Source organism: Sphaerisporangium sp. NBC_01403, from assembly GCF_045040145.1.
GTDB lineage: Bacteria > Actinomycetota > Actinomycetes > Streptosporangiales > Streptosporangiaceae > Sphaerisporangium > Sphaerisporangium viridialbum.
On record NZ_CP109534.1, the window covers coordinates 4514739 to 4531617 of the forward strand.

Consider the following 16879-nt stretch of genomic DNA (forward strand, 5'->3'; position numbering starts at 1 on the left):
CCGGGGGAGGAACCATGATCAGTGACAAGACCGGTACACGCGAACAGTGGCTCGCTGCGCGCAACCGGCTTTTCGCTAAGGAGAACTGATCCGCCGGGGCGTACGACAGCTGGTGACGCATGCGGAAGACGGCGCGGGGAGAAGACGCAATGGCCGATGAGCGCTACGACGCGATCGTGATAGGGACCAGCCAGGGCGGCCGGTTCCTGCCCGTCGAGCTGGCGAAGGCGGGCCAGAAGGTGGCGCTGGCCGAGCGCGACCAGCTCGGCGGCGTCTGCGTCAACACGGGGTGCACCCCGACCAAGACGATGGTCGCCAGCGCGCGCCTCGCCTACCAAGCGCGCCGCGGCACGGAGTACGGCGTGCGTATTGGTTCGGTATCGGTGGACCTGGCCGCGGTGCGCGAGCGTAAACGGGCCATGGTCGCCGGTGCGCGACAGAACTACGTGAGCCGTCTGGCGCAGGACGGGCTTGACGTGATCGAAGGCGAGGCCCATTTCACGGGGCCGAGGACGGTCGAGATCGCTTTGACGGACGGCGGGACGCGGCAGATCAGCGCGCCGGTGGTCGTCATCGACACGGGTGCCCGGCCCAAGCCGCTGGCGATCAGCGGCGCGGGCGACGTCCCCGTGCTCGATTCAACATCGATCATGGAGTTGGACGAACTCCCGGAGCACCTGATCATCCTCGGTGGCGGCTACATCGGGCTTGAGTTCGGGCAGATGTTCCGCCGGTTCGGCAGCGAGGTGACCATCATCCAAAGCGCGGCGCGTCTGATGATGCTCGAGGACGAGGACGTCTCGGACGAGGTCGCCGCTATCTTGCGCGATGACGGGATCACGGTCCTGATCTCGTCGACGCCGGTCCGGGTTGAGTCGGTCGACGGCGGCCTGCGCCTCACCGTTCGCACGGAGGACGGTGAGCGACAGTTCGAAGGCTCGCATCTGCTGTCGGCCATCGGCCGCATCCCGAATACCGAGGCGCTCACCCTCGAGGCGGCCGGCATCCGTGTCAACGATCACGGCTTCATCGAGGTCGACGAGTACCTGGAAACCAGTATCCCCAGCGTCTACGCGATGGGGGATGTCAAGGGCGGCCCGGCCTTCACCCACCTTTCCTACGACGATTACCGCATCCTGCACGCCAACCTCATCAGGGGCGAGAAGGCGAGCACGCGGGACCGGATCGTCCCGTACACGGTGTTCATCGACCCGCAGCTTGGCCGCGCCGGCATGACCGAGCGTGAGGCCAAGGCGCAAGGACGCGCGATCCGGGTGGCGAAGCTCCCGATGAGCGCCGTCATTCGGGCCATCGAGACCGGGGAGACGCGCGGCTTCATGAAGGCCGTCGTCGACGCGGACAGCGGGCGGATCCTGGGTTGCGCGGTCCTCGGCAGTGAAGGCGGCGAGATATTGACCATGATCCAGGTCGCCATGCTGGGCAAGCTCACTTACACCGCCTTGGCGGACGCGATCTTCACGCACCCGCTCCTGGCGGAAGGCCTCAACACCCTCTTCGCGATGTTCGACGCCTAAGACGGCGCGTTGTCTTGCCCACGTCCGGGACCCGGTGCTGCGCCACACCCACCACACCTTCGCCGCGCTCCAGGCGGAGCGGCGGCATGCAGTACTGCCGCCGCCAGTGTGGCCAGCAACGCGATGTTGGTGGCCAGCGGTAGGCGTTCGGTGATGCCGCTGTACTGCCGTGCGCCAAGCAGCCACATAGGGTCATTGGTCGGGATGAATGTGGCAACGAACGCGGCGATGCCGAGGAGGCTCGCCGTGGAGAGCAGTCGGACGAGGGCTACCGTCGATCGCCAGTGGGGATCGGTTCGGAATCGACGGGCCAGCCGGAGCCCGGCCACCGGCAGGCAGACGAACCCGACAAGTGCTGTGTAACGGTGCAATGCGTCAGACCAGGTCGGCAGCGCTCCCACCGGCGACATTGGGAAGATCGCGGCCAGCACCAGAGCGCCGGTCCAGCCGGCGATCAGCACCCAGGCGAGGCGGTCGGCCGGCGCTTGCAGGTCGATCAGCGCGAAAGCGATGCAGATCGATGCGGAGGCGAGCGCGACCATACTGATGCCAACCAGGCGCGCGCCGAGGTCGGTGAAGATCAGCTCGCTGAAGGTGGGGCGGATCAGGTCGATGCCGCCCGGCCGGCCCAGTTCGCTGGCGAGCGCGGTCGCGAGCGCGCAAGCGATCCACAGTGACCCGAAGCCGGCAAGCATCCGAGCGAGGCGGCGCGGGGAGGGATCGGCGATGGCGGTTGCGTTTGACCGGGCGGGCGAGGATGTCAGCTCTGCGGTACCCATGCGGCAAGGCTGGGAGTTGCGGGGACTCATCAGCGTCGGTCTGCTGATTGATCTTCCGCCTCATCCCCGTCGCCGCCTGCGCGGCCGATATGCGACCTGATGGTGATGGTGAGGATCGCCCCACGGAGCGATGCGGACGGGTCTTCCGCTGGTTAGCCTGGCCGGTGTGGACAGCACGGTAGGCGGGGCTGGTCTCGGCGGGTTTGCCGGCCGGGCAGGGTACGCGGTGCGATACGTGCTGATCACCGGGAGGGACCGGGACCTGGCGCCGTCCGCCTGGGGCACCGGCCGGAGACGGTATGCCCAGCGGGTGCTGCTCGTGGTAGCGGTGGCAGCGCTGTTCGCGGGCGAGGTCAGCAACGGGTATCTCCCCGATTACGGGGGCGCGGTGGTGCCGGTCGTCGTCCTGCTTCACATGATTCCGGTTTTGATCATGCGGCGCCGCCCGCTGATGGCCTGGCGGCTTACCGTCGTGGGCACCGTGCTGACACTGGCCGTTGCGGCGGTGCTCGCCCACGGGGGTGGCGGGCGCGACCTTGGGTCACCCTGGACACCCGGAATGCTGCTGTATCTCCCGGTCCTGATGATGACGATCGCGCGCTGTCCGTTGCCCTGCGACCTGGCCGTCGCCGGGGTCAGCCTCCTGCTGGTCGTCCCAGCAGGGGTGGCGGTCGGCACCGGGCCGCTGTCCGGAGCCGTGATATCGGGAATTCTGGCGGTAGGCGCCGCCACGCTGGCCGGCCTGGGCGTCGGCCGGCAGGACCGGATCGAACAGCAACTTGACATGGTGAATCGGTCGGTGGCCGAGGAGCAGACCCGGCGGGCCGTGCTGGAGGAGCGGGCCCGCATCGTCGGTGAGCTGCATGACATCATCGCGCACCATTTGTCCCTTATCGCGGTGCGGACGGAGACCGCGCCATACCGGTTGGCCGGCCTGCGGTCGGCGCCGGATGATGATCCGGTGCGCGCTGAGTTCGCCGCGGTGGGCGACGCCACCCGGCAGGCGCTCAACGAGACCCGCCAGCTCCTTGGCGTCCTGCGCCGCGACGATGACGAAGTGGACCTCACACCGCAGCCCGGCCTGGGTGACATCGAAGCCCTGGTGGCCGAGGCTCACTCCTCCAGCGTGCCGGCGACGCTGACGGTGCACGGGAACCCCCACCCGGTGCCGCCCACCGTTGGCCTCGTCCTGTATCGAGTGGTACAGGAGGCCCTGAGCAACGCGCGGCGGCACGCCCCGGGAGCGCCGGTGCGGGTCGAGCTGCGGCACGCGGCGGACCAGGTGCGGATCAGGGTGGACAACGAACCGCCGCCCCGGCCCACCCGGCTGGCACCAGCGGGGTCCGGGCACGGTCTCGCGGGGATGCGTGAACGGATAGCGATCGTGCGTGGCGAGTTGGCCGCTGAGACACGACCGGACGGCGGGTTCACTGTCAGCGCCGCAGTGCCGGTCACCACCGACCACTGTGGCGCACTGTGGTGACGCGGGTGTTCATCGTCGACGACCAGGCCATGGTGCGGGAAGGATTCACGTTCCTGCTGGACGCGCAGCCGGATCTTTCAGTGGTGGGGACCGCCGGGGACGGTGTGGAGGCGCTGGCGACGATCGCGGAGCTGAGCCGGCGGGGTGAGCGACCGGATGTGGTGATGATGGACATCCGGATGCCGAAGCTGGACGGGCTGGAGGCGACCCGCCGGTTGCTCGAGCGGTCCACGCACGACGAACCGGCGTTGGACTTCTCGGCGGGTCTCGAGCCGCCGGCCAACCAGCCGCTCAAGGTGCTGGTGTTGACCACCTTTCACCTCGACGAGTACGTCTACCAGGCGCTCCGCGCGGGCGCCAGCGGATTCCTCCTCAAAGACGCCACCGCGACCGAACTGGTCACAGCCGTGCGGGTCGTCGCCGCGGGCGATTCTCTGCTGGCCCCAGCCGTGACCAAGCGGCTCATCGCCGACTTCATCCGAGCTGACCGGTCGACACCGCCGGTGCGCCCGGAGCGGCTGGCCGACCTGACCCCACGAGAGACGGAGGTCCTCACCCTTGTCGCCAAAGGCCTTACCAACGCGGATATCGCGGCCGAACTCGTCGTGTCCGAGCATACGATCAAGACCCACGTTGGGCACATCTTAGGCAAGCTCCACCTGCGGGATCGGGTTCAGGCCGTGGTGCTGGCCTACGAGACCGGCCTCGTCACACCGGTCGGAGCGAAAGATGCTCCACGCTCACCCGCGTGACGCATCCAATGCCCCCGACAAGCGCGTAGGTCGAACATCGAGTCAGCGGAGCGGCCGACGACATGAGCCGTCCGTTGCTCGCGCCGGATTTCGACCAGGCTCCGGCCTTCCACGCCACCACGTTCTGCGATCGGCCGCATGACCGGCTCAAGACAGTCGCTGCCGAGGCCGACGCCGGATATCCCACCAACGAGAGCCTGTTCGTCGACGAGGAAGGCATCCCGCATCTCAACCGTGTCCGCAGGGGATGACCGCATCCGAGCGTCAGGGGCGCGAGCGGGCCGTGACCCGTCGGTAGGAAAACAGGCATAAGGGTCAAATCATCACCGAGGCGGAAACGCCCTGCTCGGCAGGCCGCGTCGCTTTGTCGGGCGTGAGCAGTTCCTCGCCTTCGCCCGCGCCGGCCGGGCCGCCCTGCCGGTACGCCTGGAGGTGGGGAAGGTCGTGGTATATGAGACCACCGACCCCGACGTGATCATCACCGAATACGAGCTGTCCGGGACCGATCCGGCCACCGGGCAGCGCGCCTCGGCTCCCTTCATCGGCGTACTCAAGGTCCGCGACGGCCAGATCGCGCACTGGCGCGCGTACCAGGACATGCTGGCAATGGCTGCAGCGACCAGCCAGTTGCCCGATCTGCTGGCCGGTTCGCAATCCGCAGCCGCCGCAGAACCGGGGTGAACCGAGATTGCACGTTGGACGCCTTCGTCAGAGCTGCGAGCGACGTCAGGACTTGGCGCCTTATTCGCCGGATTGCGCGAGGTCCGGCACACCATCATCCGCCTGATCACCGCCTACCTGCGCGAGAACGCCGCGGTGTCCTGGCAGGGTCACGACCTGGACTTCACCAGCGTGGTCTTCGACAGCGGCGATGCTCCGGCCCGCGCAACGATCCGGAACGTCTACCCCGCCTTGTCGGAACCAGTGTGCTTCATCCGCTCGATCGCGCTTCAGCTCATAGTCACCCAGATGCCCTCTGTCAACAGCCCAGTCGTAGACCGGAACGTCGAGCGGGTACTCGGTGAGCATCCCTGTCAGTCGGCGGGCGCTGATCCACTCCGCCGCCCGGTCCCGGGAACTGAACATCGCAGAAGGCCAACGCCCAAATCAACTGCATTTCGTCGTCCATCGCCAAGCCTCCCATCCACAAAACATACGGACACACCTGTACCAGGCAAACTTTGCAGATTCCCTTCCGACGTGTACGGCGCCTACCGGATCGGCTGCCGCTGTCGCTGACGAACCCCACGAATCCGGGCTTCACCTCGCTCCGGATCATCGATGCCCTGTCTGATCCGGATCCGGAGGGTGCTCTGGACGGTAGCCCCGGTCACTATCCGGACCGCTGGATCAGGCGTCAAAGTGCTCTCAGACAACGAGGCGGAATACGCCATCGCAGCATGACCGTTTGGATGGTTTTGTAACCTCCGAAACGGACGACATCTTTGGAGTTCCTACTCGTCACCTCGCGTGCCCTATACCCTTCGCAAAGTCACGTTTTCAGAGGAGTGTCCAGAGGGAGCCGGTGTGCCATTGTCGTGGGGCGATCTCCCGGTCGGGAGGGTGCTCCGCCTTGCCGGAGTCGATTCCAACATTGACGCCAATGTGATGGAATTGTTATTGAATCCCTTACCTGAGACCGGCCCCGCCGTCATCACCTACGCCGCAGCTGAAGGTGATTCGGTCTCAGAGGTGGTGGACTCCATCCTCTGCGATCTGGAAATACTGGCCATTGGGCTTTTCCCGGCCTGGTTACCCGGAGGGGAGGGGCTCTCCGGCCCCGGCGGTGGCGGAATGGCGGCGGCGAGGATCCTCGCGATGCGCCTCGCATCAAGCACCCGTCATTTCGGACCGTTCCTGGCCGACCTCGCCGCCCGGGCCATCCAGCACCGCGGCCCATTGGTTCCCGGGCGGCGCGGTCCAAAGGGACGATCGTTCCCTACGGAGTCGCGGGCGGCTGGTCTGGCCCGGGTCATCGCCTCCACGTTCGGCCGCGAATCGGCGGCGCTGGTCATCTATGTGCCGGAGAAGCTGACCTCCCATGGAGAGACGCTCCTGGTTTCCGGATGCGAATGGCTGGCGCACCGGAGCGGCATGGGGATCTGGCTCGTCGGCCCCGAACTACGCCGCGTCGAAACCCTCTACCTGGAGGTACCCGCAGCGGTCAGGAGACTGGCCGAAGAGATGACGGCACCGCCGCTCACCGCGACGATGGGAGTGCCGCCGATCGCCGGAAGGCCGCACGCGGGGAGCACGGTGGAGCAGGCGCTGGAGGCGGCCCTGGCGGAATGCGACTGGGCTCAAGGCCGGACCTGGAATCAGACGTATCAGTCTAAGGACCCGTTGTTCGTCATGATTCGCACGGATCTGATATGGGTCCGGGAGAAGTGCGTCGTGGAACTCGACGGACCGGAACACGCGACGTCCGCCCAAATGGAGCGTGACCAGATTCGTGACCGGCACCTGGAACGTGACGGGTTCACGGTGTTGCGATTCACCAACCAGCAGGTGATGGGCGACCTACGGGGGGTTTTGCGCCACATCGACGAATTTCTCCGGGCGCGACGCCTCGGAATGAGCGAAGGAGCAGGCTGATGTCCGAAGAAAGACTCACGTACCGGCAGGTCGCAGCTCTGCTCGTGCTAAGGGAGCTCGGAACCACGTTGCCCCACAGGAATCTGAAGGATGAATGGGGCTTGGAGCTCGATGCCAAGAACCGTGCGGGTCTCATCGACGCCAAGTTGATCGAGTCGGAAACCAAAGCCAATCGCGCTCTGTGGTACGCGATCACACCGGCTGGTGAAGATCGCGCGATCGAGGAGGTACGCAAGGGAGTCCCAGTGTCCTCCCGGTCGGGCAAGGCGCTGGCTCTTCTGTATCTGCGGTCCCTCTTGGCGCCCAAAGCAGCGATCTCAATCGTCGAGGAACCCGTTCAGACACCGGTGACGACAGTGTCGCCGGAGGAAGTGGAAGGCCGGATTCGCGAGGCCTATGCGAAGATCACGCCCGGTGCTGGGCGGTGGGCCGCGATGACCAAGCTGCGAGCCCTCCTGGCCGACATCGATCGGGATCTCCAGGACGACGTTCTGCGCACCATGATGCTGGCAGGGCGTGCGGACATCGAGCCCGTTGCGATCGTGGGTGACCTGAGGCCCGAAGACCACGCTGCCGCGATCATCATTGGCAGCACACCCAACCATCAGTTCCGCGTCGGAGCGTGACGATGGTTACCGAATGGTATGCGCTGGATAGTCTCAAGATCTTCTCGACCGTCAACGCCAGTGAGGATGTCTGGCAGCCGGTACCGTTCCACGTGCCCGAGATGCACCCGGCGGCTTCCTACGCTCTTCGCTCGGGACTGGATGCCGCCGCCGACTCTCCCGTGACCAGCCCGATCGGGGTGGTCCTTGAGGGTGGCGCCGGAAGCGGAAAGACGCACCTGATGAGCTGGCTGCGTGAGCAGGCCATCCAGCGCGATGGCTACTTCTTCCTCATGGGCATTCTCGACGCCCGCAACTTCTGGGAAAGCGCCGTCGTGTCCATCCAGGACGGGCTGGCTCGGGTGGGCACAGATGAGGAGACCCAGCTCAAGCGGTTTCTTCGCAATCTGACAGGCCTGATGCAGCTCCCGCGAAAGACCCATCAGACGATTATCGGTAACCAGATGGTCACCCGCGAAGATCTCGATCAGTTCATCGAATCCCTCTGCAGAATCGATCGCCGGGTTGGCAGAGAGGCACAAGACGTCGCTCGGGCTCTTGTGCTCCTAGGGGCTAATGACGATGCCCTGGCGGACATCGGCGAGTCCTACATCTGCTCAATCGAGGATGGAGAGAGCTACCGGCTGGGGTGGGGATTCCGGCAGGTCCGCAAATCTCCACAGGAGATCGTCCGTGACATCTCGCGGCTGCTGGCGTTGACTGGCCCGAGCGTCATGGCCTTCGACCAACTCGACGCGTTCATCGCGCAGAGCAGCCTCTTTGCCGAGGGCAGCTCCAACAGTCCGGCGACCTCGGCGGTTCTTCAGTTCGCTCATGGGCTGACCAACCTCCGTGAGGTGTCCAGCCGAACCTTGACGGTTCTCTCCTGCCTGCCGGAGACGTGGACGATTCTTGAGGAGCTGGCTGTCAAAAGTTTCAAGGACCGCTTTCGGAAGGCCACGTTCCTTCGGCGCATTCCGACTCCTGAGGTTGGGGCGGAGCTCGTCACCGTGCGACTCGCGGAGCACTTCAAGGACATTGGCTTCGACCGGCCATATCCAACGTGGCCGATCAAGCCGGAGGCCTTCGCGCGGGCTCCGTTCTACACTCCGCGTGAGGTCCTGGAATGTCTATACAAGCACATCCAGAAGTGTCTGCTCCAGGGCGGCGAGATCACTGAGCTGGACAGCCTCGACACGCCCTCAAACGTGGACGATCGTTTTATGAAGCATGATCCCGAGGAGGAAGTGCTTCGGGCGATCGACATCAAGTTCGCGATGCTGGCCGATTCGGCCGACGTCAGTGGAGCGCTGGATGCCGAACTGGAGGACACGGTTCTTCCTGGCCTGATTTCGGCGGGCCTCCGGGCCTGGATCGTGGAGCAGCGCGGGACGTTCGCGCGCTACCGGGTCGACCCGCCGATGGGCCGGAAGACCTCTCTTCACGCCGGTCTCAAGCAAGTCCTGAACGAGGCGACTGAAGATGAGATCCATTGGGCGTTCCGCGGCATCGCCGCCACGCACCATCTCGCGGCGTTGACTCGGCTCCGAAAGGCGGCGCTCAAAGCCGGTCTCGCGGAGGAGAGTCCCAAGCGTCGGTTGATCATCATCCGGAACATTCCGTGGAACTCCGGGCCGGTCACCCAGGAAGCAGTTGCCGGCTTCCACGCCAGGGGCGGTCGGGTGATCGCGGCCGACGAAGAGGATCTCACTGTGCTGTGCGCCCTGCGGGATCTCTTCGCGGAGAGCGTCCCGCACCTCGACCAGTGGATCGCCAGCAGGAAACCCACCGCCGACCTCAAGCTCCTCAAGGACGCCTTGAGTGATTGGCCGGATCCAACTGCTTCGCAGGAGCCTCGAGCCCCAAAAGCCCCTGAGGGGCCGCCCGCGCAGGCGAAGCCTCTGCCGACTCACGAGACCGGTACCTCGGACGACTCTCCGGAAAGCCGGCCGGTCGGGGTGCCGTCGCTGACCGTGGGGCGCTCAGACGATGGCGGGCATCCGGTCTCCGTCGAGTTGGAGGCGCTCCGTAAGCACATTGCGATCTTCGCGGGATCCGGCTCGGGGAAGACCGTTCTGATCAGGCGAATCATCGAAGAGTGCGCCCTTCAGGGCGTGTCCTCGATCGTGCTCGACCCGAACAATGACCTCGCCCGTCTCGGCGACGCATGGCCGGAGGAGCCTTCCGCCTGGGGCCCGGGTGATAGGGGCCGGGCGGCTCGTTACATCGCGGACACCGATGTCGTGGTCTGGACACCACGCAGGGAGAAGGGCCGTCCGCTGGCCTTCCAGCCGTTGCCCGACTTCTCCAGCGTCCGGGACGACGTCGACGAGTTCAACGAAGCCGTTCACGCCGCCATGGCGGCGCTCACCCCACGAGCGAAGGCGGAAGGCGGCAGCAGCAAGTCCCAGGTCGCTCGGGCGGTGCTCATGGAGGCGGTTGTCCACTTCGGAAAGTACAAGAATGGCGGCCTCGACGGGCTGATCAATCTGCTCGCGGACTTCCCCGAGGACGTCAGTCAGATCAGCGGAGCGGCGAAGATCGCGGATGGGCTTGCCCAGGTTCTCCGGGCTGCTGTCGTGACCGATCCACTGTTCGGAGGAGAAGGTGAGCCAGTCGATCCAGGGCGACTTCTCACTCCGGCCGCAGGAAAGCGGGCCCGGGTTTCGGTCATCAGCTTCGTGGGGCTACAGAGTGACTCCGAGCGGCAGTCCTTCGTGAACCAGTTGCAGATGGCGCTGTTCGCCTGGATCAAGAAGAACCCCGCCGGTGACCTGCCCCTCGGTGGGCTCTTCGTCATGGACGAAGCGCAGACCTTCGCCCCCTCGGGCGCTACGACCGCGTGCACGCAGAGCACACTCGCGTTGGCTTCCCAGGCCCGGAAATACGGGCTCGGGCTGGTGTTCGCGACCCAGGCACCTAAGGGCCTGCACAACCGGATCCCGGGCAACGCCGCGACACAGTTCTACGGCCTGCTCAATGCGGATGTACAGATCGAGGCCGCGAAGGCGATGGCCCGCGTCAAAGGCGGCAGGGCCGATGACATCGGTTCGCTTCGCAGCGGCCAGTTCTACGTCGCACCTGAGGGCGCGAGGTTCACGAAGGTGCGTACACCTCTGTGTCTGACCCATCACCCCAGGGCGCCGCTGACGACCGAGGAGGTCATCGCCCGAGCGAGCCGATGACCTTGCAGGTCAGCCGTACTCGTCCGGAGCTTGGTCACCTCGCGGGGAGGATTGTGCGTGCCGCCGAGACGTTCGTGTGGGCGCTCTTGTGACGGCGATGCCGGCCTGCGGGTGCGTGCCGCAGGGATGGGCGTACGGGTCGGCTTCGAGGAGCAGGGCGGCGATGTCGGTGAGCTTGAGGGCATACCGTTTCCGGGGAAAACCAAGGGGTTGTCCGCCGGGTGGTGTGTGCGTCCGGGCGCGTAGTCACTCATCAACGAGGAAGGGTGTCACGTGATCTCGTGACACCCTTGCCGACCTGGTGTTACCCGGTCGGGACGACAGTATCCTGGTTCAGGACATAGGAAATCTCGGCGGTCGACAGTCGGGCCGCGTCGAAGGCCAAACTTGTGATCACTGCGGTTGTCGTCGAGGGTCGCTCGCAGGCAGAGGTCGCCCGCGCCTCCGGGGTGTCCAGGGGCTGGGTGTCCAAGCTGATCGCCCGCTACCGCGCCGAGGGCGAGGCGGCGTTCCAGCCTCGCTCCAAGCGGCCGAAGACCTCACAGAACGCGATCGCCGCCACGACGGTCGAGCTGATCACCCAACTTCGCAAGGCGTTATCCGACCAGGGCCTGGACGCCGGTCACCTGAAGGTCGCCGCCGATCGGCTGGACGCCCTGCTCGGATAAGCGGATGTGAGTGATTGTGAGACGGGCAGCAGAAAGGCCCTGTCTCACCGAAGTGAGACAAGGCCCTGACCTGCTGCGACCAGCTAAGAACTGGTCGGGACGACAGGATTTGAACCTGCGACCCCTTGACCCCCAGCCACGAGTTGGGTGTCTGGGAAGATCTGAGGGCGTCGGACGGGGAGCCTTCTACCTGGGAAAACTTCCGGTCAGGTCGGAAGCGGTCGGAACCAGTTTGAAAGCGTTGGCTCCCCAGATTGGCTCCCCGCTCAAAGGCGTGAAACAGGCCTCGTACAGTTTGAAGGCGGCTCTTGGCGTATGCAGGGCGTCCACCTCGACATTCTGAGACAGCAGGAAGAGCACACCTCGCAGTGCCGGGCTGCGATCGTCACCGAGGTCAACGCGGAGGAGCCCCTTCAGCACCACCAAAGTTGGCGACCAAGCCGTTCCCGACCGACGGCAGAAACACCTAAGGTGGGCCGGGCTTCCCCGACCCACCTCCCGATAGGCGTTCTTCGACCTGCTTCCGCGCCGACCCTGTGCAATTCAGGCCGGTCTCTACAGCGACGCGGCTTTACTCGATTCCAGCAAACGGTTCGCCTTCAAAGATCCATTCAGCTGCGAAGCGGGCCGACCTCTAGAATCCGCCGCGCCACACGATCGAGACTGGCTTACGAGGTGGCTGAGACGCCGGGCGGGGCCGGGGGCGCCGAGGAGGCACTGTTGCCTTGACCCGTCGGCTCGGTGTCGAGCGCCAGATGCCGCGCCGAACACGCTTGCACTGCATGAAATTCATAGGTTCTCCTATTTTGGGCGTTGCGCCCCCCGGCGTCCGGGTTTGCGCCATAAAGCCGTATTTGGGTTCCCATAGCTATGTTTAGGCACGTGCCCAGGTCATCCGGCAAGCCGCCGGAACAGTGGGGTGGGATGACGACAGCGTGGCAGATGGGTTAGGGAACTGCCAAACCACAAGCGTTAGCCGAACGTTAATGGGTGCGTGGAGCCCCGTGGCATGCTTTCTAGTGCCGGCCGATCGCGGCGCGCCGCCGCTGGAATGGGGCTGATAATTATGGAATTTCGCGTACTAGGGCCAGTGGCTGCCCTTCAAGCGGGGCAACCGGTCGAGATGAAGTCCGGGAAGGCTCTCGAACTCCTCGCTGTCCTGTTGCTGGCACCCGGTCACCGCGCGTCACACGCTAGCGTCACACGCTGCCTGTGGCCGGGCGAGGATTCAAACGCCAACCGAATTCGTCAATGCTTTCATCACCTGCGACAATCCCTGCCAGGGGTCACCCAGCGTAACGAACGTGGGTTCTGTCAGATCCGGGCCGATCCACAATGCATCGACTATGCCCGCTTTAAGGAATTCCGGCGCGCCGCAGACGCCGCGGAGAACGCAACAGCGCGACTCAAGGCGCTCCGATCGGCGCTCGGCGAGTGGCGTGGAACGCCTCTGGAGGACCTATCCGGCGAGGGATTCAAACAGAAACGAATCAAACTCACCGAGGAGTTGCGCGAGGCCACGGCCGCCTGCGTCCTCGCCGAACTGGAATGTAAGAAGGCGTTGCCTGCGCTCGCCCGGGTCGACTCGGCGCTGGAACACTGGCCGGACAGCGGAACGTTGCTAGAACTCAAGGTTCACGCTCTACGTGCCCTCGGCCGACAAGACCAGATCGAGCAGTTGCTTGCTTCCTGGGAGCACCGATTCGGGCGAACCACTGTCCACCTGCTGCTCAACGACGAGGCAGGGGATCCAGACCGTCCCACAGCCGCCGTCTCACCCGTAATGGTCCGCCCGAAGCCCCGTCAACTTCCATTGCATCCCGTCGAGCGGGTCGGCCGTCAGCCCGAACTCGACCGGCTCGCGGCAACGCTCCTGGGCCGAACGCCCGGCCGGAGTCGAGTCGCCGCGCTCGTCGGCATGCCAGGTGTCGGGAAGACCTTTCTCGCTATTCAGGCAGCGACTCTCGTCGAGCAGGATTTTCCCGACGGAATCCTCTACGCCGACCTCGGCGGATTCTCCCCAGGGGAGCCAGAACGGCACGGCCCCATCCTCGCCAGATTCCTGAACGACCTCGGAGCGCGACCCAAAACTCCAACGATGGACGGCATGGTCTCCGCCTACCGGACCGCGCTCGCGGATCGCGCGGTCCTGTTGATCCTGGACAACGCACGCGACGAGAACCATGTTCGCCCGCTGCTGCCCGGGTTAGGGGCCAGCGCAACGGTCGTCACCAGCCGTCACCAAATGCACGGGTTGGCAATCAGAGAAGGCGCTGAACTCATCGATCTCGCTCCGCTGGACCGGCAGGATGCCACCGAACTGCTGCGGACCCGGCTGGGTGAGGACCAGATGCGCACGGTCGTCCCGTTCGTCGACGACCTGGTCGAACACTGCGCCGGCGTACCCCTGGCACTGGGGATCATGGCTGCGCGAATCGCACGGCGCCCAGCGCAGGCACTTGCACGCATGGTCCGCGAACTACGGCAGGAAAGCACCAGGTTGCGTTCCCTCGATCTGGGCTCAGAGAACCTGAGCGTGCGCTTGTCACTGGAGGCTTCCCACAAGCTGCTGTCAGTGCCAGCGGCAAAGCTCTTCTGGCAACTGGCGCTTCACCCCGGGCCGACGATCAGCTGGGCGGCGCTTCGAGCGCTCCCACCGGACGACGCTGTCGGCGCCAACGACGCGATCGACGATCTGATGCGGATGAGCCTGGTGACCGAGCCAATTTTCGAACGTTACGCCCTGCATGACTTGGTCCGCGTCTACGCTGCCGAACTGGCGGACTTGCAGGACGAAGCCGAGCAGGCCCGGGTAGTACAACAGGTGCTGTACTTCCTGCTGCACAACGCCTGGGTCTGCGACTGCAGGTTGGACCCAGGCCGTCGACTACCGATCGGCGAGCCCCAGGGCGTCAAGGTCGTCGCTCCGGCTCACGCGGCGGACGCGATGTCCTGGTTTGAGGCTGAGTACTCGACACTGACGGCTGCGGTCAGGCTGGCCATGAAGCGCGGACTCGACCGCTACACGTGGTTACTGTCAATGACCCTCGTGACGTTCCAGTGGCGCTCCGGTCGCAATCTGGACGCTCTTGAGTACCTGACCAGCGCCCTCGCAGCCGCTGAGAGAGTGGCGCGGCCAGCAGACGTGGCCATGGTTCACCGAATGCGCGCCGGAACCCATCGTGGTCTTGGAAACCTTGCGCAGGCGACGCGAGAACTACGCAGCGCCGTACGAGTAAGTGAGGAAAACAGAGACGTCCCAGGCGCCGCCATGGGCCGCCACATCCTTGGCGTCGTGCTCCGTGAGAGCGGTGTACCGAGCGAGGCACTGGAGCACTTCACTGTTGCTCTATCCGCGTTCGCGGAGCTCGGCGACCTCCTCAACCAAGGAGCCGCACTGAACGGAATCGCAAGCGTCCGATATGACCTGGGCCAATACGATGAGAGCTTGAAGTACTGCCGCCAGTCACTGAGCTTGTTGGAAGGCACAGACGATTTCAACGGTTGGGCGCATGCGCTGTTCAGCCTAGGTCGGATCCAAGTGGCTCTGAGAGAGCACGAGGCCGCCGTCGCGAACTTCGAGCGTGCTCGCAATCTGTACCAGTCGCTGACTTACTGGAGCAGGGAAGCCAGAACGCTGGTCTGGCTCGCGGACGCGCACCGCGGTGCTGGCCGCCCCCGTAAGGCGGAGGAGATGATCGAACGAGCTCAGTTCCTGTTGCGTGAACACGGTGAGATCGACACCGACGCAGCCGTAGAGCGGTTACGGCGCCTACCGTGACGGCGAACCGGTGGTGTGTCTCCCGCGAGCGAATCACGGCGCTGACGACCCGAGGCGGTAGTAGGCCGTCGGATCGGGGCGAGTGGCCTTTGGCGCGGCTGGGGAGCCAGGTGCCGGCAGCATTGGCTGCAGGAGGCGCAACACCTTGCCCATGCCATTCGGCCGTTCGCGCGGGTCGACCGAGACCATGGCAAGCCCCAGGTCTCGCAGCTCGTCGGTCATCTGAGCCCGGAAGTCCTTCGGAAAGGCCGCGGCAATGCCGTCAAGCGGGACTCCCAGGCCGCTGTACGGCAGCTCTGAGACAATCATCGCGAAAAGCATCACGCCGAGGGCGAAGACATCGACCTGTGGAGTCAGCACCGCCGCCCGATCGTACTGTTCCGGTGCGGCATAGCCGGGGCTGCCGCTGGGAAAATCGTTGAGCTCCCCAGCTCTGACGGAAATGCCGACATCCAGTAGCCAAACCCGACCGTTGGGCTGCACCATCGTGTTGTTCGGCGTGACGTCGCAGTGGACGTATCCCTTGGCATGGAGATCGGCAAGGGTCTCGCAGAGCTGTGCGAGAACCGCTACGGCCGGGGCGGTCGGCACTGGCTGGTGCGCTGCGATCCAGGATTTGACCGTGACGCCAGCGACGAGCTCCATAACGAGGTACTGGCGACCACGGCCTCCGTCGAGATGGCCTTGGTCGAGAACCCGGGGGATTCCTCGAACGTCCAAGAGGTCTGCGAGTCGCTCGCGCTCCCGCTCGATCCGTTTGCCGTTGTACACATAAGTCTCCGTGGACTCGAAGGCCCGGGGAAGTTGGAATTTAACCGCTACGTTCCGCCGAAGCTGTTCGTCCCGTGCGACGAAGATTTCGGCCTCACCGCCCTCGCCCAGCTTTTTCAGCACTCGGTAGCGGTCTTTGAGGAGAGTCCCAGTAAGCAACGCATCCGCTCCATACGGAAAAGGAAATCCCCGGGCGGCTCGGCCATACCCGGGGTGCAGAGAAGTGAGGACATTATGACAGGGAGTTGGCCACCCGACGGTCTCGTCGGAAATCCCACCGTTGTCGACATACGCCTCGGCATGTTCGGTCCGGAGCAGTACCGGTGTCCGGCGGCCGACGCACTCAAGGCTCGCGGACTGCGGGCGCGCGAGCGGGCCGCCTGGAAACCTGAGACGCTCGAGTCGTTCCCCAACGGCCCATTCATGACCGCGGCCGACGAACTCGAACGGCCACTGGGAAAACTACAACCGAGCGCACCACGCGCCGCTCGGCGGCGTCCGCTGCACGATGGCTTAGAGCAGTGGACCCAACACGCAGTGCAAATGTACCGAGAGGCGTTCCCGGCAGACCCGGCTCTCCGCCCCGCCCCCAGCCCATGGGTCTACCGGTACCGCCGCCCGATCGGCGACGGCTCGAACACCGTGGAGTACCGAATCACCGCTTGGGGCCGCTGCTTCGAGTCGGGCGACGGCCGACTGCGCGAACTTCGCCTGCCAGTCAACCG

13 protein-coding genes are annotated in these 16879 nt (G+C 65.2%); 10 read left to right on the forward strand and 3 right to left on the reverse strand.

Going from position 1 to position 16879, the window contains the following annotated elements; genetic code table 11:
- The first annotated feature begins 149 nt into the window (after nucleotides 1–149).
- Nucleotides 150–1535 carry a mercuric reductase gene (locus OG589_RS20330; protein WP_405151284.1) on the forward strand — a complete coding sequence of 462 codons (1386 nt, stop codon included), beginning with the start codon at nucleotides 150–152 and terminating at the stop codon, nucleotides 1533–1535.
- On the opposite strand, the gene OG589_RS20335 is transcribed toward OG589_RS20330, so the two are convergent.
- On the reverse strand, nucleotides 1532–2314 hold the full coding sequence (locus OG589_RS20335) for a DUF998 domain-containing protein (RefSeq protein WP_405151286.1): 783 nt from the start codon (nucleotides 2312–2314) through the stop codon (nucleotides 1532–1534). The two genes, OG589_RS20330 and OG589_RS20335, sit on opposite strands and share 4 nt — an antisense overlap.
- A 235-nt stretch (nucleotides 2315–2549) precedes the next feature.
- On the opposite strand from OG589_RS20335, the gene OG589_RS20340 reads away from it, so the two are divergent.
- The 4 genes from OG589_RS20340 (at nucleotide 2550) to OG589_RS20355 (ending at nucleotide 5230) form a co-directional block, all read left to right on the forward strand.
- Nucleotides 2550–3797 carry a sensor histidine kinase gene (locus OG589_RS20340; RefSeq protein ID WP_405151288.1) on the forward strand — a complete coding sequence of 416 codons (1248 nt, stop codon included), beginning with the start codon at nucleotides 2550–2552 and terminating at the stop codon, nucleotides 3795–3797.
- The gene (locus OG589_RS20345; RefSeq protein ID WP_405151289.1) at nucleotides 3794–4549 is read left to right on the forward strand and encodes a response regulator; all 756 of its coding nucleotides are present in this window, start codon (nucleotides 3794–3796) and stop codon (nucleotides 4547–4549) included. The genes OG589_RS20340 and OG589_RS20345 overlap by 4 nt, the downstream gene beginning before the upstream one ends.
- Nucleotides 4550–4611: 62 nt before the next feature.
- Nucleotides 4612–4800: a hypothetical protein gene (locus tag OG589_RS20350; RefSeq protein ID WP_405151291.1), complete on the forward strand. Its 189-nt coding sequence runs from the start codon at nucleotides 4612–4614 to the stop codon at nucleotides 4798–4800.
- A gap of 91 nt (nucleotides 4801–4891) precedes the next feature.
- Nucleotides 4892–5230 (forward strand): nuclear transport factor 2 family protein, encoded by a 339-nt coding sequence (locus OG589_RS20355; RefSeq protein ID WP_405152083.1) that lies wholly within the window; start codon nucleotides 4892–4894, stop codon nucleotides 5228–5230.
- Nucleotides 5231–5290: 60 nt separating this feature from the next.
- On the opposite strand, the gene OG589_RS20360 is transcribed toward OG589_RS20355, so the two are convergent.
- A complete protein-coding gene (locus tag OG589_RS20360) occupies nucleotides 5291–5578 on the reverse strand; it encodes a hypothetical protein (protein ID WP_405151292.1) in 288 nt (95 codons plus the stop codon).
- A 534-nt stretch (nucleotides 5579–6112) separates the two neighbouring features.
- Here OG589_RS20360 and OG589_RS20365 point away from each other — a divergent pair.
- The 5 genes from OG589_RS20365 (at nucleotide 6113) to OG589_RS20385 (ending at nucleotide 15383) form a co-directional block, all read left to right on the forward strand.
- Complete coding sequence (locus tag OG589_RS20365) at nucleotides 6113–7144, forward strand: endonuclease domain-containing protein (protein WP_405151294.1); 1032 nt, start codon at nucleotides 6113–6115, stop codon at nucleotides 7142–7144.
- The gene (locus tag OG589_RS20370; RefSeq protein ID WP_405151296.1) at nucleotides 7144–7770 is read left to right on the forward strand and encodes a hypothetical protein; all 627 of its coding nucleotides are present in this window, start codon (nucleotides 7144–7146) and stop codon (nucleotides 7768–7770) included. Before OG589_RS20365 ends, OG589_RS20370 begins: the two co-directional genes overlap by 1 nt.
- A gap of 2 nt (nucleotides 7771–7772) precedes the next feature.
- The gene (locus OG589_RS20375) at nucleotides 7773–10934 is read left to right on the forward strand and encodes an ATP-binding protein (protein ID WP_405151298.1); all 3162 of its coding nucleotides are present in this window, start codon (nucleotides 7773–7775) and stop codon (nucleotides 10932–10934) included.
- Nucleotides 10935–11323: 389 nt separating this feature from the next.
- Nucleotides 11324–11602: a helix-turn-helix domain-containing protein gene (locus OG589_RS20380; protein WP_405151299.1), complete on the forward strand. Its 279-nt coding sequence runs from the start codon at nucleotides 11324–11326 to the stop codon at nucleotides 11600–11602.
- Between the two features lie 1123 nt (nucleotides 11603–12725).
- The gene (locus tag OG589_RS20385; RefSeq protein ID WP_405151301.1) at nucleotides 12726–15383 is read left to right on the forward strand and encodes an ATP-binding protein; all 2658 of its coding nucleotides are present in this window, start codon (nucleotides 12726–12728) and stop codon (nucleotides 15381–15383) included.
- A gap of 33 nt (nucleotides 15384–15416) precedes the next feature.
- On the opposite strand, the gene OG589_RS20390 is transcribed toward OG589_RS20385, so the two are convergent.
- Nucleotides 15417–16277, reverse strand: coding sequence for a serine/threonine-protein kinase (locus tag OG589_RS20390; protein WP_405151303.1), 861 nt, complete (start codon nucleotides 16275–16277; stop codon nucleotides 15417–15419).
- Between the last annotated feature and the right edge of the window lie 602 nt (nucleotides 16278–16879).